Source organism: Novosphingobium sp. G106 (genome assembly GCF_019075875.1).
In the GTDB taxonomy this organism is placed as follows: domain Bacteria; phylum Pseudomonadota; class Alphaproteobacteria; order Sphingomonadales; family Sphingomonadaceae; genus Novosphingobium.
On sequence record NZ_JAHOOZ010000002.1, the window covers coordinates 329,361 to 348,995 of the forward strand.

The 19,635-nt window shown below is 59.5% G+C and carries 19 protein-coding genes; 16 read left to right on the forward strand and 3 right to left on the reverse strand.

All coding sequences use genetic code 11. From position 1 onward, the window contains the following. Positions 1 to 170 precede the first annotated feature (170 nt). A complete protein-coding gene (locus KRR38_RS31725) occupies positions 171 to 584 on the reverse strand; it encodes an Rrf2 family transcriptional regulator (protein ID WP_217407803.1) in 414 nt (137 codons plus the stop codon). Positions 585 to 641: 57 nt separating this feature from the next. Here KRR38_RS31725 and KRR38_RS31730 point away from each other — a divergent pair, with 57 nt between their 5' ends. The 13 genes from KRR38_RS31730 (at position 642) to KRR38_RS31790 (ending at position 11,840) form a co-directional block, all read left to right on the forward strand. After that, entirely contained in the window at positions 642 to 1,064 is a 423-nt protein-coding gene (locus KRR38_RS31730; protein ID WP_217407804.1) for a group III truncated hemoglobin, read from the forward strand. A gap of 17 nt (positions 1,065 to 1,081) precedes the next feature. Further along, a complete protein-coding gene (locus KRR38_RS31735) occupies positions 1,082 to 1,771 on the forward strand; it encodes an alternative oxidase (protein WP_217407805.1) in 690 nt (229 codons plus the stop codon). A 1-nt stretch (position 1,772) separates the two neighbouring features. After that, positions 1,773 to 2,042 carry a DUF1971 domain-containing protein gene (locus tag KRR38_RS31740; RefSeq protein WP_217407806.1) on the forward strand — a complete coding sequence of 90 codons (270 nt, stop codon included), beginning with the start codon at positions 1,773 to 1,775 and terminating at the stop codon, positions 2,040 to 2,042. Between the two features lie 45 nt (positions 2,043 to 2,087). Continuing rightward, positions 2,088 to 2,333 (forward strand): hypothetical protein, encoded by a 246-nt coding sequence (locus tag KRR38_RS31745; protein WP_375293485.1) that lies wholly within the window; start codon positions 2,088 to 2,090, stop codon positions 2,331 to 2,333. A gap of 14 nt (positions 2,334 to 2,347) precedes the next feature. Then, a complete protein-coding gene (locus KRR38_RS31750; protein ID WP_217407807.1) occupies positions 2,348 to 2,821 on the forward strand; it encodes a hypothetical protein in 474 nt (157 codons plus the stop codon). Between the two features lie 361 nt (positions 2,822 to 3,182). Beyond that, on the forward strand, positions 3,183 to 3,539 hold the full coding sequence (locus KRR38_RS31755; protein ID WP_375293486.1) for a cupin: 357 nt from the start codon (positions 3,183 to 3,185) through the stop codon (positions 3,537 to 3,539). Between the two features lie 199 nt (positions 3,540 to 3,738). Then, positions 3,739 to 4,413: a hypothetical protein gene (locus KRR38_RS31760; RefSeq protein WP_217407808.1), complete on the forward strand. Its 675-nt coding sequence runs from the start codon at positions 3,739 to 3,741 to the stop codon at positions 4,411 to 4,413. Positions 4,414 to 4,642: 229 nt separating this feature from the next. Beyond that, complete coding sequence (locus tag KRR38_RS31765) at positions 4,643 to 6,052, forward strand: cbb3-type cytochrome c oxidase subunit I (protein ID WP_254515811.1); 1,410 nt, start codon at positions 4,643 to 4,645, stop codon at positions 6,050 to 6,052. A 729-nt stretch (positions 6,053 to 6,781) separates the two neighbouring features. Continuing rightward, a complete protein-coding gene (locus KRR38_RS31770) occupies positions 6,782 to 7,021 on the forward strand; it encodes a hypothetical protein (protein ID WP_254515812.1) in 240 nt (79 codons plus the stop codon). 226 nt (positions 7,022 to 7,247) lie between these two features. Next, positions 7,248 to 9,308: an FUSC family protein gene (locus KRR38_RS31775; RefSeq protein ID WP_254515813.1), complete on the forward strand. Its 2,061-nt coding sequence runs from the start codon at positions 7,248 to 7,250 to the stop codon at positions 9,306 to 9,308. Further along, positions 9,305 to 9,511 (forward strand): DUF1656 domain-containing protein, encoded by a 207-nt coding sequence (locus KRR38_RS31780; RefSeq protein WP_217407810.1) that lies wholly within the window; start codon positions 9,305 to 9,307, stop codon positions 9,509 to 9,511. The genes KRR38_RS31775 and KRR38_RS31780 overlap by 4 nt, the downstream gene beginning before the upstream one ends. Before the next feature lie 20 nt (positions 9,512 to 9,531). After that, positions 9,532 to 10,431 carry an efflux RND transporter periplasmic adaptor subunit gene (locus tag KRR38_RS31785; RefSeq protein ID WP_217407811.1) on the forward strand — a complete coding sequence of 300 codons (900 nt, stop codon included), beginning with the start codon at positions 9,532 to 9,534 and terminating at the stop codon, positions 10,429 to 10,431. After that, entirely contained in the window at positions 10,425 to 11,840 is a 1,416-nt protein-coding gene (locus KRR38_RS31790) for an efflux transporter outer membrane subunit (protein WP_217407812.1), read from the forward strand. The genes KRR38_RS31785 and KRR38_RS31790 overlap by 7 nt, the downstream gene beginning before the upstream one ends. A 63-nt stretch (positions 11,841 to 11,903) precedes the next feature. Here the strand turns inward: KRR38_RS31790 and KRR38_RS31795 are convergent, their stop codons facing one another. Then, positions 11,904 to 14,168 (reverse strand): NADP-dependent malic enzyme, encoded by a 2,265-nt coding sequence (locus KRR38_RS31795; RefSeq protein WP_217407813.1) that lies wholly within the window; start codon positions 14,166 to 14,168, stop codon positions 11,904 to 11,906. 241 nt (positions 14,169 to 14,409) lie between these two features. On the opposite strand from KRR38_RS31795, the gene KRR38_RS31800 reads away from it, so the two are divergent. From KRR38_RS31800 to KRR38_RS31810, 3 genes are all read left to right on the forward strand, one after another. Further along, positions 14,410 to 14,577 carry a hypothetical protein gene (locus KRR38_RS31800; RefSeq protein WP_217407814.1) on the forward strand — a complete coding sequence of 56 codons (168 nt, stop codon included), beginning with the start codon at positions 14,410 to 14,412 and terminating at the stop codon, positions 14,575 to 14,577. 790 nt (positions 14,578 to 15,367) lie between these two features. Further along, positions 15,368 to 16,804, forward strand: a complete 1,437-nt coding sequence (locus KRR38_RS31805; RefSeq protein WP_217407815.1) for an amidase — start codon at positions 15,368 to 15,370, stop codon at positions 16,802 to 16,804. A gap of 453 nt (positions 16,805 to 17,257) precedes the next feature. Continuing rightward, positions 17,258 to 18,685, forward strand: coding sequence for an SRPBCC family protein (locus tag KRR38_RS31810; protein WP_217407816.1), 1,428 nt, complete (start codon positions 17,258 to 17,260; stop codon positions 18,683 to 18,685). Between the two features lie 162 nt (positions 18,686 to 18,847). Here KRR38_RS31810 and KRR38_RS31815 read toward each other — a convergent pair whose 3' ends face one another. Continuing rightward, positions 18,848 to 19,144 (reverse strand): hypothetical protein, encoded by a 297-nt coding sequence (locus KRR38_RS31815; protein ID WP_217407817.1) that lies wholly within the window; start codon positions 19,142 to 19,144, stop codon positions 18,848 to 18,850. Positions 19,145 to 19,635: the final 491 nt, after the last annotated feature.

The window sequence follows — 19,635 nt, forward strand, 5'->3', positions numbered from 1 at the left end:
ACCCAGCTGCACGCCGCGCAAGATGAGCAGCACAATCATGCAATCGTCCTTGCAGACTATATCGCAAAGCGTCGCTGATTGGACCGGCTTGGCGGTTCGCAAATGACCGCAACACCCCCATTTTAACCGGTCTGGGGCAAATCCCGATTCCTTGCGGCGCTAAACAGCATTCAAGTTCTGCCGGTTTTTGTGATGAGATCTGCCAGCGTGTAACCGTCCAGCACGTTTAGAAACGCGGCCAGCGCCTGCCGCAAAGCGCCGGTCATCCCGCAATCCGGGGCGATGATGCACTCACCGCAATCGACCAAGTCGAAACCGTCCTCGGTGTGCCGTACGACCGCGCCCACATTGATTTCCACTGCCAGCCTGGCGAGCTTGATGCCGCCAAAGCGGCCGCGTGCACTGGCCAGATAACCGGCATTCACCAGATCGTTGACCACTTTCATCAGGTTATTCTGCGAAATGTCATAGGCGCGCGATATCTCCGCGATGGAGCTCAACCCATCGGCCCGCGCGCCAAGGTAAATGAGCACGCGCAGGGCGTAGTCCGTGTAGCGCGTGAGCCGCGTGCAATCTCCTAGCATTCATATATGCATTTCTCTTGCATCTTTCAAAACCGTCTTTAGATGCATTCACGATGCATGAATAGGAGTCGGTCGGTGGACGACGGGAATGGGATCACGGAGGAAGCCCTTAAGCGGCTGGTCTCCCTGTTCTACGAGCGCGTCCGCGAAGATGAATCGCTGGGTCCGATCTTCAACGATGCGATCGAAAACTGGCCTGAACATCTCGACAAGCTAGTTACCTTCTGGTCGTCGGTGATGTTGACCACTGGCCGCTACAAGGGCAACCCCGTGGCCGCGCATCTAAAGCACCGGACGCGCATAAGTCGCGAGTTGTTCCAGCGCTGGCTGGCGCTTTGGAGCAGCACCACGACCGAGGTGTTGGAGCCCGGTGCGGCCGCTGCGATGCAGAGCAAGGCCGCGCGGATCGCAGAAAGCCTGCAACTGGCGCTCTTCTTCAAGCTCGATCTAAAAACCAAACCAGACCGCGCGGCGGCCTGACCGTCAAGGAATCCTTCATGCCAATCGCTCCCTATGTTGATCTCAGCATCCACTGCAAACCGCGCGGTCTGTCTGATCGCATCGCGCTGGCCTTCACCAAGGTATTGCGGTTCACGGCCGACACATTTTTTGCCAAGCGCTACGGCCACCGGGCCATCGTGCTTGAGACTGTAGCGGCCGTGCCGGGCATGGTCGGCGCAACGTTGACGCATCTGCGTTGCCTGCGGCGCATGTGCGATGACAAAGGTTGGATCCGCACCTTGATGGAGGAAGCGGAGAACGAGCGGATGCACCTGATGACCTTCATCGAGGTGGCCAAGCCGACTATGTTCGAGCGGCTCGTGATTCTGGCCGTTCAGTGGGTCTTCTACCTCGCCTTCTTCACGCTCTATCTGCTCAGCGCCAAGACCGCACACCGCGTGGTCGGATATTTCGAGGAAGAAGCGGTGATCAGCTACACGCTCTATCTCGCCGAACTTGACGAGGGCCGGTCCCCCAATGGCCCGGCACCAGCAATCGCGCGGCACTATTGGAAGCTTGCAGACGATGCGACCTTGCGCGACGTGGTGCTCCTGGTCCGCGCCGATGAGGCGCATCACCGCGATATTAATCATGGTTTCGCAAACGAACTCGCTGGTTTGCCGGTCAACCATGCGGCCGTGGCGCCCTATCCTGACCACGCCGACGACATTCGGTTGGCAGCCTGACATGGACGAGCCCTATCGCTCAACCCCAGTGTTCAACGAGACCAACCTCCCTGCGGCGCTGCGTGCCCGACACGCAACCAAGGTCGGGGTCTGGGGCATGGTTCGCGTGCTCGAAGGCAAAGTGAAACTTACCTATCTTGAGCCTCCTTCCGAACTTCTGCTCGATTCCGATACCCCGGGACCATTGCTTCCCGAACAGCCCCATTTTGTCGAACCGATCGGTGCGATGAAGATGCGGGTCGATTTTTACAGTGAACCGCCCGGCGGCTGACGCCGCCAGCACCAGCCTACCTCATGACCACGACAGGAGACGTTGATGTCACAGACACTCAGCGAGCCACCACGGGCAGATGACGTTGCGGGCCGGGACTATGACCATGATGGGCTGATCGACGAGGCTTGGCTCACGGCCCATACGCGGATCGAAGAGGCGAACAATTATCTATGCGGCCCGCGACCGTTCCTGCCCGCGTTCGTCGCCACCTTGTCGCTCGCTGGCGTCGCATCGGACAGAATTCATTATGAGTTCTTCGGCCCCGCCTACGAACTACTCGCCGCCTGAAGGGACCGACCGACATGGATGATCTCACCATCGCGCGCATGATCCACATCCTGGCCATCGTTTGCTGGATCGGCGGGGTTGCGTTTGCAACCACCGTTGTCATCCCGTCCGTCAAAGCCCGGCCGGCATCGGAGCGGATGGCTGCCTTTCACCGCATCGAAAGCCGCTTCGCGCCGCAGGCGCGCATCTGGCTTCTCCTCGCTGGCGGAAGTGGCCTCTGGATGATTCAGCGCGGAGGAATGTGGGATCGCTTCGGCGATCCCCATTTCTGGTGGATGCACGCCATGCTATGCGTGTGGTCGATCTTCTTTGTGGTGCTGTTTATCGTTGAACCGCTGATCTTGCGTCGCCGGTTCGAGGTTTGGGCAGCAAGATCTCCGGATGGAGCGTTCAGGCTGCTCCACCGCGCGCATATCCTTCTACTTGGTCTCAGCCTGACTACCGTCATTGGTGCGGTTGCCGGAAGCCGCGGGTTTTCGCCTTTTTAAACAGCCGATGAAGGAGTCCGACCGTTGTGCCTGATACCGAAAACAGATCGATAGATCCCGAACGCATAGAGGCGGTCGCGCACGCCGTCCATGCGCTTTGCCACGGACGATCCGATGTATCGCTAGCGGCGGCGGCGGCGGCGGCCCAGCATTTTGCAGGCACCGCACCGATAACGGATTCTATTCTCGCGCAACGCGCTGCGCTGGAAACGGCCGTAACAAAGAGGGTGGAGCAGCACAAGAGAGCCAGGCCGAGTCCGACGCAATCGCGACCAGGCATCGCGGGAATCCTTCCTGCCAGCGACGCGCCCGCATGGATTCATCGCGGCATTGACCGCTTCAGGCAACGGTAGAAAGATAATTGATCATGGCACTTCATCACGCGCAGCACGGCGAGATCGTACATCTCTCAGACTTAGGTGTGGGCGGAGATGATGCCCACACGACCGCCCTCGTCAAAACCGAGGCCTTTGAGGCCATCCACCTCATCGTTCACGCTGGCGCCGTAATCCCGCCGCACCATGTTGCCGGACAGGCTACGCTCCACTGTCTGCGTGGCAGAGTGTCTGTATTGCTCGGAGCCGCGACGGCTGTCTTGCGGGCGAGCGACTGGATGTATCTCGATGGCGGCGAGGAGCATGGCATCGAAGGCATTGAAGATGCAGCCTTGCTGCTCACCATATTATTCGAGCATCCAACCGTCTCAACTGTAAGCTGAACGCATGCGAACTGTAATCATCAGCCGCTTTCGGCTGTTCTTTGTGAGAGGCACCATACATTCTCCGCGCCGCGCTGCCCTCAACGGCCAATTGCGAGGCTTCTATCAGACTACGACCAGCTGGGCCCATTACCGATGTTGAACGTATGCCGGACCGTTCAATTCTTTCCCAACCTTCGGTTTCGCCAGGAGACGCGCAATGGACGAAGCCGCCCAACCCAAATTTGATCCTGAAGTAAGTCCCTTGTCGAAATGGTGGCTGCGATCGGTCCTGATGGTGATGATCCTTGGCTTTGCGGGGCTTCTGGCGATCACCATGCTCTCCTATCGGAACGCTCCGCCCATCCCGGATGTCGTTGTGGATGCCCGCGGGGAGACCCTGTTCACAGGTGATCAGATCCGCTCGGGACAGGCCATTTTTCTGCGCTATGGCTTGATGGACAATGGCACGATCTGGGGACATGGAGCCTATCTTGGCCCCGATTTTTCGGCCGAAACGCTGCATCAGATTGGTGAGAGCCTAGCCACCTCCCTGGCACAACAACAATTCGCCAAGACTTTGAACGCTCTTACCCCTATCGAGACAGGGTCGATCCGCGGTCAGGTCGCCGTCACGCTGAAAACCAATCGTTTCGAGCCTGCCAGCGACACTCTTCGCCTGACTGCGCCGGAGGCTATTGCCTACCGCGCGCAGACAGCCCGCTGGACATCCTATTTCATCAACCCAGCGCGCAACGGCGGTCTCGCGCCCAAGCTCATTACCGATCCGGCAGAATTGCGCGACTTGACCGCGTTCTTTTGCTGGACGGCGTGGGCGTCGGTCGCTGATCGGCCGGGGGGCGGACTATTCCTACACCAACAATTTTCCCTATGATCCTGGCGTCGGTAATGTTGCTCCGGCCGGGGCACTCCTCTGGAGCGCACTCAGCCTGATCGCCCTGCTTGCCGGCATCGCGGCAGTACTGCTTGCCTTCGGCAAATTCGATTATCTGGGCTGGATTACGCGGGGCCATAGCGCCACGCCGCAGGTGATCCCGGGACAGGCAAGCCCCGGACAACGCGCCCTCGTCAAATTCTTCGTTGTCGTCTCCTTGCTGTTTCTGATGCAGACGCTCGTAGGTGGTGCGGTTGCGCATTATCGCGCCGATCCGGGAAGTTTCTACGGCTTCCAGCTCGAGAGTATCTTTCCGAGCAACCTGATGCGCATCTGGCACTTGCAGACCGCAATCTTCTGGATCGCGACGGCCTATGCGGCAGCCGCGCTGTTTCTTGGCCGCTCGCTCCGGTCCGATGAGCCCCGCTGGCTGCCTGCAGCCATTCATCTTCTGTTCGCGGCTTTCGTTATCGTCATCGGCGCCAGCCTTCTTGGCGAATGGGCGGGTATATCTGGATGGCTTGACGACTGGTGGTTCCTGTTCGGCAACCAGGGCTGGGAATATCTCGAGATCGGCCGGTTCTGGCAGTATCTGCTTGTTGTGGGATTACTGGGGTGGTTCGCCCTGCTCTGGTGGATTTCGCGGCCCAGCCAGAACACCAACGTCCATGCACGGCCGATCGCCCGGATGTTCCTGCTCGGCGCGCTGGCCATTCCCGTTTTCTACGTTCCCGCCCTGTTTTTTGGCGCAAAGACCAACTTTACCGTGGTCGACACCTGGCGCTTCTGGATCATTCATCTGTGGGTTGAGGGCTTCTTCGAATTCTTCGCAACCACCGTGGTCGCGCTGATGTTGTTCCAGCTAGGCCTCACGGGCCGGAACACCGCACTGCGCGTCATTTATCTTGACGCGATCCTCTATTTCCTAGGCGGCCTGATGGGGACTGGCCATCACTGGTACTTCTCGGGTCAGACCCAGATCAATATGGCGGCATCGGCGCTGTTCTCTGCGCTGGAAGTGGTGCCCCTGACATTGCTGACGCTCGACGCATGGGATTTTGTCCGCACGACACGCGGCGAAACCGGCCAAAATGGCAGCGCATCGGCGCTGTCCCACAAGTGGACCTTTTATTTCCTCATGGCGGTGGGGTTCTGGAATTTCCTCGGCGCCGGCGTTTTCGGATTTATGATCAATCTGCCGATCGTGAGCTATTATGAGGTTGGAACGATCCTGACTCCCAATCACGGCCACGCCGCCATGATGGGCGTCTTCGGAATGCTTGCGCTGGCCTTGATGGTGTTTGTGCTGCGTCAAACGACTGACTTGGAGCGCTGGCCAGACATCGAAAAATATATCCGCGTCGGATTCTGGGGGAGCAACATCGGACTCGCCTCAATGGTGGTCTTCAGCTTGTTTCCTTCTGGAGTTCTGCAGGTTTGGGATGTGGTGCAGCATGGCTATTGGCACGCACGCAGCATCGACTACACCGGCAGCGCAATCGCACGGCAGCTCGAATGGATGCGCCTACCTGGCGACCTGATCTTCATCGTTTTTGGCGCGATCCCACTGAGCATAGCCACCTTCAAAGCCTATTGGATGGTTCGTGCTGCATCATTTGCAGGGAGTGGAATGAAATGAGCCCAACAGGGAGGCCTTCGCGCACGACATAAGCAATCTCAACATGCGGAACGACGGCTTGTGCCCGCCCGCTCGCTGCGCAAAAGCCTCTAGCCAAATTCGTCCGGCGACCACTCGAATCTCTTGGGCTGTCGGCGAGCAGGAGGCGAGTATACATGCGGTCAGCGCTGGATATGGCTATTCGGGGATGCACACACCCTGCGGCGAATCGAATTCAGTGATCTGTGGATGGCACGAACGGACGTTGCATGCCACAGATCGCGAACGTCGGGTATTGTCGGAAACTGCCGTTCTGCCCCTACCGCAGGAATGGCCGAAAAGTCCCAAAGCCGGCCGCTCACTGCGGCTCACCAGGTTGAGGAACAATGGACCGGTTTTAGAGGGCGTGTCTCGACCGGTGACCGCATTTTTGCTGTCGACGACAAGCTGTTCGATTCTACGCATCCGGCTCCCGGCAAGCGCCTTAGCGGCCAGCCAGCAGGAACACGGTTGTCGCTCACCCTCGAGGCGGGAAGGCAAACTTCGCTAGTCCTGAGGGATTATTTCTAACTGTGGCTTAAGTGGTGACAGCGAAACGATCGCTTAACGCCAGGTTGTCAACCCAATATATTTGTGGCTATCCTTTAAAAACATTCGTTTGCAAGCCTCTGGCTGCTCTCTCACACTCTGTGAAAGGCCATCGTGATAATAACTGGCACAGGCCCGTTCCAGCTACGAGAGGAATGCCTCATGAAGTGGCGGGCAGAGAAGCCACCGACACCGGGCTCACCATTTTCCTGGCTCGGGATGATTTGGTCCGTCGTCATGGCGGCCATCATGTACGGGCTCTACCTGCTCCACGACTTTCGTGTATTAAGCGAAGAGCAGATCATGCTCTTCGTCTTCATAGTCGTACCGGTCGCCGCTTTTGTCCTGTCCGGCGCGGGGCAGGATCGGAGTCAAAACGAAGCGGACGCCGCCGAAGATTAACTTACGGGACCAGATGGACGCCTGATTGAGGATCGCCCGTGGAGGGCTTGGCGTCCTGAACTGCCGTGGGATTTGTTACCTCAAAATTGTTGCGCTCATCCATCAATATTTTGCTCTACGCCTTGGATGCCATGCTCAGCTATCGGCATCTGCTCAAGGAAGGTGCTGACCACGGTCGCAAATGATCGTGACAAATCCCCACAGCAGTTTGTCACGGTAGCGATTGATGACCATCCCGCTAGCAGCGCTCCGCCGCCTGCCTCCCATCGCGCTGGACATTGATCCGCAAAAGCTGCTCTTTTCGATGAGTAGTTTTATCGCGGCAGCTCTCACTCTCGGTGTGGCTTTCTGGGCCAGTCTACCGCGGCCCTGGTGGGCGCTCTTGACAGTCTATGTGACCGCACAGCCCATGGCAGGTGCGTTCCGTCCCAAGGCCCTCTACCGGCTCGGCGGAATCGCAACGGGTGCGGTGGTCACGATCGCCCTTGTTCCCAATCTGCAGTCCACACCTGAGTTGCTGGTCCTGTGCCTCGCAGTCTGGACCGGCTTTTGTATCTATATTGCGGTCCTGGACCGTACTCCGCGCGCTTTCCTGTTCCAAATGGCGGCTTTTAGTTCGGCGGTGATGAGCTTTCCCTATCTCGACGATCCCGGCAACATTTTCGAAACGACAATCGCGCGCGTTGAAGAGATGACGCTCGCCATTCTTTGCGTCACCGCTTCCCACGCCCTGCTCCAGCCGTGGAGTGCCACTCCGGTTATTCGGGCCCGCGCACAAGCATTTCTTAGTCATGCGCGGCGATGGACCGCCGAAGCGTTGGGCCGACATCACACCCGTCTCGAGAATGAGCATCGCCGCACTTTGGCAGCCGATGTGACTGAACTTGGCATGATTGCGATCCACTTGCCTTTCGACCAGCGCTGGGCGCCGGCCACGATGCGTCGGGTAACGGCACTGCAGCAGCATCTTGCGAATATACTTCCGCTAGCGTCGGCAGCCGCCAACCGGCTCGACCGGCTGCGCGAGAGCGCCTCCCTTCCGCCCGTCCTTGAAGCGCTGCTCGAGGATACCATCGGTTGGTTGGTGTGCGAGGATGGCCAGCTAGCTCAAGTGGGGCCATTGGTGCGTCGTTGCGAAGCGATGGCGCTGGAAGCAGAAGCCAAGGGCGACTGGACCGCGCTGTTGACGGCGAGCGCCTGCACTCGCATTGCAGAGTTTCTGACCGCTCTTGCGGCGAGCCATCGCCTCGCTGCCAGGATCGGTTCCCCGGGCCGTCCCAATCTTGCTGCAGCGACCGCGTATCGCTTTGTGTTAGCGCGCGATCACGGGGTTGCGGCGCTCGCCGGATTCGCGACCGGAACAGCGATATTACTCTACTGCGCCGTCTGGATTCTGCTCGCCTGGCCGAACGGGTCAGCGACTGCCGCATTCGCAGCGTTAATCACTTGCTCCTTTGCCGCTCAGGACGATCCTGCGCCCATCATCGCTCACTATCTACTTGCAACGCTCAAAACCTTTCCCCTGGCAGCGCTTTACCTTTTCGTCATCCTGCCGCGGGTCGACGGGTACGAGATGCTGATAATCACTTTAGCGCCGGCGCTCTTGTGGATGGGATATATTCAGGCCGACCCGAAGCGATCCCCGCAAGCCTTGCCAATGTTCTCGTGCTTCATCGTAGCCATGGGTTTTCTCGCGCGATTCCAGGCGGATTTCGCGCTGTTCGTCAACACTGGGCTGGCGCAGCTTGGCGGTATTGTAGCGACTCTTGCAGTCACCCGAATGTTCCGGTCTGCCAATGCAGCTTGGACGGCGCGCCGCATCCTACGCGCTAATTGGGGTGAGCTTTCCCAGCTTGCAGATATAAGGCGACCATTCCTCGCCGAACGATGGACGGCTATGGCCGTCGACCGCCTTGGTCAGGTCGCCGCGCGCATGGCCTTCGCGGCACCGGGCGACGCTCTCCACGCCGCCGATGGGCTTGCAGATATGCGCGTTGGACGGAATATCATCCCGATCCGAAGCGCCCTCCCCCATGTGCCGCATGAAGCCAGGCATTTATTGGGCGTCGCTCTCGCGCGGCTCTCCCGCTTTTACGGTGAACGGTGGCGCGAAGGCCAAGCCATCGCTCCACCACAGATGCTCCTTGTGGAGCTCGACAAAGCCTTGAATGCTCTACTCGGGCTGGAGCTCAACGCGCCACGTCGGCGGGCACTACGGGCTCTCGTAGGCGTGCGCTGCAACCTGTTCCCGACTTCTGCGCCATTGGTGCCGGACGAAACAGTATGATCGACGAGATCCAGATCCTCGGCGTCTATGTGCCTGCCGCACTCGCATGGGCCGTCGTAGCAGCGATCTTCGTTTACGCGCTGCGCGCTCCTTTGCAGCAGCTGCCTGTCTACAGACTCCTCTGGCACCCGAGCCTGCTCGAACTTGCACTGTTCGTTCTCTCTTGGTGGGGGCTGAGCGCCCTGGCCGACACCTTCCTCTAGTGATGGGCCCTCAGCCAACTATGCTTCATCGACAGAATTTGTTGCGTTCCGCCGTTACCGCGACAGTGATCCTCGTGATCCTGGGCGGGATCTACGCGCTATGGCTGCGCTACCAGGTCGAACCCATAACACGCGACGGCAAAGTCCGTGCCGATATGGTTCCGGTGGCCGCCGACGTCGGTGGCCTCGTTTCGGAGGTGCGTGTAAGCGACAACGAAACAGTGAAAAAGGGCGACCTGCTTTTCGTGATTGACCGACCTCGTTATCGCCTCGCGCTGGAACAGGCCGAAGCGAACCTCGTCAATGCGCAAACTGCGCTCGCCCAGGCAGTCCGCGAGGACCGCCGAAACCGTGCGATGGCCGAATTGATCGCGGCTGAGGCCATCGAGCAGGGTCGTGCGAAGGTCGAGGGGCTGCGGGCCGCAGTAGGACAAGCCGTCGCGGCGCGCGATCTTGCCCATTTCAATCTCGAGCGCACCCTCGTTCGGGCCCCGGTTGAAGGGACTGTTTCGAATTTCTCGCTACAACCTGGCACCTATCTATCTGCCGGAAAGCCGGCTCTGGCGCTTGTTTTTGATCGGTCGCTGCGCGTTGAAGGCTACTTCGAGGAAACCAAGCTGCCCGCGATTAAGGTAGGCGACAGGGCAAGCATCTATCTGATGGGGGTTGCTGACGAGATCAGTGGTCATGTCCAAAGCATCGCGGGCGGCGTCGAGGACCGCGAACGCGCTGGAAGCGACGGACAACTCGCCAATGTGAATCCCTCGTTTACTTGGGTGCGCTTAGCGCAGCGCATCCCGGTTCGAATTGTGATCGACAAAGTCCCGGCCAATGTACGCTTGATCCCCGGCCAGACTGCGACAGTTGTTGTCCATCCGCGCAACGACGGGCGCGAAGTTCATCGGAGCCTACCGTGGTGAGAGCGCGCCTTCTTCTTGCCGTCGCCCTTCTTTCCGGCTGCGCCAAGGTCGGCCCCGACTATCATGTTCCCGATGCCGCGCTGGTGCACATCCCAGCAGCGCAGGGCGCGTTCCGCTTGGGCGGGGCTGTGAGCGTCGCCGAACCGCTCCCGGATCGGTGGTGGCAGCTCTACAACGATCCGGTGTTGGATAGTCTTGTGACACAAGCCCTCGCCGCAAATACCGACCTCAGGATAGCCCAAGCCAATCTCGAACGAGCTCTGGCGCTGCTCGATGCCTCAGGCGCCAGCCGGGAACTCCAAGGTCGCGTCGATGTGGACACGAGTCATTCGCAGCGCTCCGCCGAGGCCGAGCTGTCTCACGCGAAGCCACCTGAACGACAAATCTACAACGCCGGCATTGCAGTCAGTTACGATCTCGATCTCTTTGGCGGTCTGAAGCGGGGGATCGAGGCGGTGAACGCTGATGCTGAAGCTGCAGTCGCCGCGCGGGATTTGGTCCGGGTCAATGTTGCCGCCGAGACGGCTCGTGCCTATTCCGATATCTGCAACAGCGGTTCACAGATCCAGGTGCTTGACCGCGCAATCGCTCTACAAGAAAATATTCTCCGTCTGACGCGAATCCTGATCGTTCATGGTCGCGCCGCGCCTTATGAGATCGATCGGCGCCAGGTCGCACTCGAGACAAGCCGTTCGCGCCTACCGCGGCTCGCTGCGCGCCAACGCAATGCCCTTCTCAGGCTCACTGCGCTGCTGGGGCGCGTGCCCGGCGAGGCCGACACTGAGCTTTTGCGTTGCAATAGCCCGCTCCATATCGTGCAGGCCGTTCCCGTCGGTGATGGGCAAGCCCTTCTCAAGCGCCGGCCCGATATCAGGCTCGCCGAACGCCACCTAGCCGCCTCGACCGCGCGCATCGGCGTTGCGACGGCCGAGCTATATCCGGAGATCCGCCTAGGCGCTTCTGCGGGTTCGACCGGCGCTGCAGCCGATTTTCTGTCGCCATTGACCAACCGCTTCGGCTTCGGCCCTTCGATTAGTTGGATGCTTAATCGCCATGTCGTCCGCGCGCGGATCAACGCGGCCGATGCCCAAAGCCGTGCCGATCTGGCGGCGTTTGATGGCGCAGTGCTCAGGTCGCTGCGCGAAGTCGAGACGGCTCTTAACTCATACGAGGCCGGGATTGTTCAACAACAACGCCTGGAGTCCGCGCGCGCAGAGGCGACCCTTGTTGCCCGCCGCACGGCGCAGTTGCGGCGCGGCGGCAAAATCGGCGAACTCCCGGCGATCGAGGCCGATCGCGATCTGGTGGCAATGGAACAAGCAGCAGCTGAAGGACAAGCAGCGATTAATGATGACCAGATCACGCTTTTCCTGGCGCTCGGCGGCGGTTGGGGCTCCGGAGAGCGATGACCGAGGCAAGGCCTTAGCCGCCTTAATTATACGCAGCGCATTATTTCGGAGTGATTCTCACATTCATTCCAAGTTTGGGCTGACACCACAGACCGCGACACTCGTCAAATTGAGGATGCCGCGAGCAGTCACTCCCGGCGTCAACACGTGGATCGGCTGTGCGAGGCCCAGGAGCATCGGACCTATTGTCGGTGAACCGGATGACGCGGACAACGCCGTAAGGGTGATATTGGCAGCATCGAGATTCGGCATAATAAGCAGGTTGGCGGCACCACGAAATCTTGAATGGGGCACCAACTTGTCGCGCAGCGCTTCGCTCAATGCCACATCAGAATGCATCTCTCCATCTACCTGAAGATCCGGTGCTGCATCTCGCACCAGTGCGGTCGCAGTGCGCATCTTGCGCGCGCTCGGACTATGTGACGATCCAAAATTCGAATGTGAAAGCATGGCGATCCGCGGTTCCAAACCAAAGCGGCGCACTGCTTCAGCGGCTAAAAGTGTCATTTCAGCTACCTGTTCGGCCGTTGGATCTGGCACCATGTGCGTGTCCGCCAAAAACAGCGCGCCCGCGTCGAGTATGAGGCCGGAAAGGGCGTATACCCTCCCCTGCACTCGATCAATGATGCGCAGCACATGCTCAATCTCGCCCCAATATTCCGAGTTGCCCCCGACCAGGGCCGCGTCCACTTGGCCCGTCTTCAAAAGCATTGCCGCGGTCACGGTGGGCGACCGCTGAACGTGACGGTGAACCTGCGTTGCAGGGACGCCCTTGCGAGCGGAAACGGCAAGGTAAGCATCCGCGAGTTTCCCCAACAGCTCGTGATCCGTCTCAGTATCCACCAAATCAAGATCACGGTCGATATCGATTTGCAGACCGAGTTCGGGTAGCTTCCGTTCCAATATGCGACGCCGCGCCACTAACGTCGGGCGCACCATACCTTCCTGCAGAGCGTCCTGCACAGCGCGCAGCACGCGGCCGTCCTCGCCCTCACCGTATGCGACGCGCCGCCCGGCGCCCCGCGCGGCCTCAAAAACCGGCAACATAACTTGAGCGGTTCGAGCATTCACGTTCGCCAGCGACCGTCGGTATTCGTCGAGATCCAGCGCGCGGGTGGCGACGCCGCTATCCATAGCTGCCTTTGCGACAGCGGGTGCGACCTCAGTAATGAGACGTGGATCGAACGGAGTTGGGATGATGTATTCCGGCCCGAAGACAAGTTTGCGCCCACCGTGCGCCTGCGTCACGCTGTCATGTGCAGCGACACGTGCAAGGGCCGCGATCGCCTCGGCCGCAGCTACCTTCATTTCCTCGTTAATCTGCGTGGCGCCAACATCGAGCGCCCCACGGAAAATATAAGGAAAACAGAGTACGTTGTTGACCTGGTTAGGATAGTCCGAACGACCGGTAGCAACTATCGCGTCTTTCCGCACGGCATTGACGAGCTCGGGTCTGATCTCGGGTTCTGGGTTGGCAAGCGCGAAAATCAGAGGATTTTCCGCGAGCAAAGGCAGCCACTCGCTTTTGAGTACGCCCGGTGCGGAGAGACCTAGGAAGACGTTTGCACCAGGCAACACCTCCGGCAAAGTGCGTGCATCCGTCTCGCGCGCGTAACGCGCCATGTTCGGCAGCATTCCAAGTCGCCGCGAATGGATGACTCCCTCCTTGTCCGTCATGGTGACGTTTTCAACCGGCAGTCCCATCGATACGAGCAGGTCAACACAGGCGAGCGCCGCGGCCCCTGCGCCGGAGGTAACCAGCCGAGCGTCAGACAGTGCTATGCCCTGCAAAACCAGCGCATTCCGAACCGCCGCGGCGACGACGATTGCGGTGCCATGCTGGTCATCATGGAACACGGGAATGTTCATGCGCCCTTTGAGCGCTGCCTCGATGGCGAAGCACTCGGGTGCCTTGATGTCCTCCAGGTTGATGCCGCCAAAGGTGGGTTCGAGCAGCGCGACAGCCTCAACGAACTGTTGCGGGTCGCCTGTGTCCACCTCTATGTCAAAGACGTCGATACCCGCGAATTTCTTGAACAGAACGGCCTTGCCCTCCATCACCGGCTTAGAGGCCAAGGCCCCGATCGCCCCCAAGCCCAGAACAGCAGTTCCGTTTGAGATTACTGCGACAAGATTGCCGCGAGCGGTGTATTCGAGCGCTTTGGCCGGATCCGCCGCAATTTCAATGCAAGGGGCCGCCACGCCGGGCGAATAAGCAAGCGCGAGATCGCGCTGGTTTACCATTCGTTTCGTGGGTTCAATTGCCAGCTTTCCCGGGCGCGGGAGACGGTGGTAATCAAGCGCCGCGCGCCGAAGGCTGTCGTCCATGATCCACTCCTTCATTCGGGTCGCGCACATTTACCAAAGACGTGCGATCCCGGGGCTCTCAAACACGTTCGAGCGACGCTTGTCGAGCAAATGAGGGGGCGTTCCACCACGTAAAATTGGGCAAGCGGCGACTGATGAGAATAAGCTCCCAGGGGTTTGGCTCCTGTGGCGATCGGTGCTCGACAGTCCACCGGGGCATGAGGTCCTCATACACCGGCGCGATAAGACGAGGAGCCTTCAAATGCCCACTTTCAAGCCTATGCGGAAGACGGCCATTCTTCTCGATTTTATCGTCGTCGATTGCGCAGAGGGCGGCATTGGAACCTCACCGCATGAAGTTCACGATCGGGACTTTTATAGCGCCGCGTGGCGGCTCGCCGGGGCAGACCATTTCGAATTTGCCGCGTGATCAAAGCGAGAGAATTCCCAGGTTGGCATTGGAAACCACGGCGCCGAAGCTGACGCGGGCTCGGTGAATCTTGCTCAAGGCAGGGAGCGCCTCTCACCAGACCGCCGCGATAGGGAGGATTTGAATTGATGGGCAAGTCAGCCCATATAAGTACGATGACTGTTCAATTGCCTTGTGTTTGCCGAGAGCCTCAGCGCCTCATATTCGGCTCTTAGCCGGGCGCCCGCCGAGCTATCGGCGAGTGTCCGGTAAGGCATCGGACGCGCTGGCGCGATCCTGCGCGAGACCCTTTAACAAGCTCTGATGCCAAGCAAATTCCCATTCATCACGGACGGCGACCTGCGCTCGCAGCCAATGCGTCCGATGGAAAAGGACCTGTGTAAATGGCAACCTCCTCTGACCGGATAAGACCGCGATCGAGAGCCGCTTTGCAGATCGAATCTATGCTTAAGCGTTATCCTCGGCTCGAAGAGGCCGAACTGGAACGGCTCATCGAGCTGTTCGTGTATCTGCCTGTCTTGGATCAGGCCCTGCTAACCACGAACGATCAGCTAGCGCCGAAGCTTGCAGTCTTCCTGAAAGATCATGGGAGCAGATTAAAAGCGCCAAGGACGCGTCTGTTGACTATCCTTGCCCTGCCCGGAATCCTCGCAGCTTGCCTGCTTTGGCTAATTATAATGTGATTTGGATTGAATGAGCTCCGTTCGTGGGATTAAGTAGTTACGAATCCATTCAAATAGACTAAAAATATTGACGATATTGGATAATATTATGGGAAGAGGTAACGGCGATGAGCAAAATTGAGGCGCTGTGCTGGTCATCGGGTCATGAGATCGCGGCTAATATCCGCGGTGGCACCTTGACCGCCAGCGAGGTAGTGGAAAGTTTCCTGGATCGCGCCGACGCGGTCGAGCCGCTGATCCATTCCTTTATTACGATCGCTGCGGACCACGCGCGAGACCGGGCCGAAAAGATCGACCACCTACCATCCGCTGAAAAGCGGGGCGGGCTGATTGGCGTTCCCTTCTCCGCCAAGGACAACATCCTTACCGCGGGGGTGCGAACGACGATGGCCTCGCGACTTCTCGAGACCTTCCAACCGGCAAATGACGCGGCCGTTGTCGAAAATCTCAATGCAGCCGGCGGCGTGCTCCTAGGCAAGGCGAACCTGCCGGAATTTTCGATGTGGGCGAGGTCTGGAAACCTTGTAGCGCAGGAATGTCGTAATCCTTGGGATGTCCGTCGGACCTCCGGCGGCTCCAGCGGCGGATCGGGCGCCGGTGTGGCCGCGGGACTGGTTCCAATGTCGATCGGCACCGACGATGGTGGTTCGATCCGCCTGCCAGCCGCCCTCAACGGCGTTCTCGGATTGATGCCCAGCCCAGGTCGGGTACCGCTCGACGGCGTCGTGATCGGAGGCGCTGTCTCTGCGGCAGGACCTCTCACTCGTAATGTTCGAGACGCCGCTCTGTTTCTCGACGCAATGATGCCCAACAAGGAATTTGATCGCGGCCTGGATGCCGGCATAAAGGATCTTCGCATGGCTTGGATAAGCGACGTGGAGGGCATAGCAATCAATGACCTGCGCGTAGTAGACTGTGCCCGGGCTGGAGCGCTCGTGTTAGCGCAAGTGGCGGGGGCGGCAGTGGAGGAACCTCGAACGGCACTAATCGACAGCATGGGGAGCGCACCCGTCAGCCCCTTTGCCGAGTGGCCTACATACGGAGGCCTGCGCCCTTGGCACCTCCCTGAGATTCAGCGCATAGTCGCTGAACCGGGTTGGGAGCAGCTGCTTGCCCCCAACGCCCGGGCAGGCGGTGTGTCAGGTGTTGAAGCCATGCCTTTCGACGAGACGGCAGAGCAACGCCGTCGGCGCGTCGTCGAGCAGATGGGTGCCCTACTCACACGCTGGGAGGTATTGCTGACACCGACCATCGATCAGATTGCACCGATCGTTCCAAAAGAGTGGATCTACCCCTATGCAGCTCCCGAAGCAGGTGCTGGTGAGTCCGTTCGTCAGTATGTTAAGTATACCATGCGCGCGAACCTTGCGGGGTGCTGCGCCGTATCCATCCCCTGCGGCTTCGTTGACGGTATGCCAGTCGGACTTCAGGCAATCGGCCGCCCAGGGGCCGAGCTGACATTGCTGCGCGTCGCGCGTGCGCTCGAGCAAGCCCTTCCCTGGGCTCATGCTCACCCTGTGCTATCCACTTCGTCTTCAGCATAGGCTCCAAAACAGCAATATGAATGTCACGAAGGCTAAGTCGCCAAATCCAATCAGGATTGCTGCGCAATCATTAATCATAAGTGGGATCCGTCGGTGGCCATCAATTGGCCTGCTCCCGACGTTCGAGGAATCATTCGCTTCTCCAGGCAGCGGTAACGCCCGGAGTTCGCGTTCTGCGATTATTTGACATCCCCTCGGTGCAAGATACTATCGATCGGATGGCTTTTGAGCACCCAACGCCTCATGCGGGTAGCGGCACTGCACGCCTGCTTGCCCTAGATCCGCGGGTTTACGCCCGCCGGACCTAGGGCATCGCTGTTGGGCGTGATCGGTTGATCTGCGCCAGGTTTTCATTTTTTCGTGGCCAGCTCCGACCTAGGAGCGCCGATCTCGCGGCTTAGCCAGCTGTCGCAAGCTTCATGCTTCCACGAAAACCGATCAGGGATCATGCACATGAACGTCGAAACCGGCACGTTGAAACCCGGAGAGGCGCGCTGCCCGGCCGAGACTACGCAGGAAATCATCGCGCGCGACAAGGTCGCCGCGCCTGCCTGGGCCGCCAGCGAAAGCTACGAATACCTCGGCAGCGAGGACATCTCGAAGGACCGCTACACCACCGCCGAATTCGCCCAAGGTGAGTTCGACCGGCTGTGGACGCGCACCTGGCAGATGGCTTGCCGCGAGGAGCATATCCCCGACGTCGGCGACTATTACGTCTATGACCTCGGGCCCTACAGCTTCGTCGTCACGCGCAGCGGCGAGGACGAGATCCAGGCCCATTTCAATTCGTGCCTGCACCGCGGCACCAAGCTCAAGCCCTCGGGCACCACGGGCTTCTCGAACAACCTCAAGTGCCCGTTCCACGGCTGGACCTGGAACCTCGACGGCAGCCTCAAGGAAATCCCCGAGAAGTGGGACTTCAGCCATACCCAGGGCAAGAAGATGTGCCTGCCCGAAGCCCGTGTCGAGCGACTGGGCGGCTTCGTCTGGATCAACATGGATCCCGAAGCGCCGAGCCTGGCCGACTACCTGGGCAAGGAAGTCATGGCGCACATGAACGCCTGGAAGCTGGAAGACCGCTACATCTACCTGCACGTCCAGAAAAGCTACCCGGCCAACTGGAAGCTGACGATGGAGGCCTTCATGGAGGCCTATCACGTCGGCGACACGCACCCGCAGGTGGCGCCGGCGAACGGCGACGTGAACTCGCAGTACGACTGGTACGACGAGCATGTTAACCGCTTCATCTCGACGCTCGGCGTGGTCAGCCCTAAGTTATACAACAAGTACAGCGAGCAGGACATCGTCGAGCACTTCACCCTGGGTGACAGCTCGTCGCTGGGCGGCAGCAAGCCGCAGCTCAAGGACGGCGAGCGCGCCCGCCAGGTCATGGCCGACATGTTCCGCGGCATGTTCGAGAGTGCGACCAACACCGATCTCAGCCACGTTTCGGACACCGAACTGCTCGACACCTACAGCTACACGTTCTTCCCGAACCTGTTCCTGTTCCCGGGCATCTCGCTGCCGATGATCTATCGCTTCCGGCCCGATGCGCGCGACCATCGCCGCACGATCTACGAAGTGATGTTCATGCGCCCGTGCCCCAAGGACGGCTCGGTTCCCGAGACCGCCGAGGTCGAGATCCTCGAGGACCACCAGTCCTTCGCCGAGGCAAAGGGCATGGATCCGGTCTTCGGGGTGATCCTCAATCAGGATACTCGAAATCTGCACGCCCAGCAGGAAGGCCTCGAAGCCAGCGCCAAGCCGGGGATCACACTGGGTGACTACCAGGAAATCCGCATCCGCCACTTCCAGAAGGCAATCGACAAGTACATGGCGATGGAGCCCAAGCTCCCCGACTGGCGGACATCACAACGCTGAACGAGGAATGACCCAAGCTAAGCGGGAGGGGCAACGCTTCCGATCGCTCCCGCCCATTCCCGTGAGCGGGAAACGCCTGCAGATCTACTTTCGATCAGCAACGGAACCAATCAGGTCCCGCCAAGCGCCCAGGTCGCGAGGGGAGACGATGCGTCGGCGCGTTCAATACTCAACGCCTCTGGAGACATTACAACGATGCAGATTGGCGCCTGTTCGACCATTCAATCGCAATCGGAAGCCCCCGGAGACGTCGAGATCGTGTGGCGACAGGCCTTTGGCCACATCGAAAGTGCGGGGCGCGGAACGCTCGCCTGAGAAACCACCAGGCTTCAGTCGGGCGATCGCCAGGGTTTGCTTCGATGCTGTCACCGACTCCTCTTGTGCGTCGGCGGCCTGACCGGTCGGGTGCGGGCGATGCTCGGCCTGCGAGCACGATATCCAAAACAGCGACACCGCCATTGCCGCCTCCGGTTCCGCTTCGCTCCACCAATCGCACTGGACCACTCGGGGGGGGCCGATCATTGGGCCAATTTCGGCCAGCGCCTATCTCCCATCTGGTGCCATCGAAACACTTGCAGCGCTCGTGCTGGACAGAGAACTGGCGCGGGCTATCGAATAAGGCCTATGGGAACAGACGGCCCAATCGTCCCTGAGTCCTTTGCGTGGCGCAATACACCCTGCAGGCACACCGTCATTCACAGTACAACCCAGATGCTTTCGCCAATCAAAGTAAATTATCGGTCTTTACTAAAACTAGTAGGCGATAACATGGTCTGAATAACAGCTGAACGCCCATATTTTTCTTGCCAAACCACACAATTTGACATTCAGACTTCGAATACCCATATTCGTAACATCATGATGGCACCGATAACCCATTCTGAAATTCATCCGGGTAGCAGTACGGCACGGATGCACGCCCTAGCCGGCGAAGGCTAACGCCTTCCGTC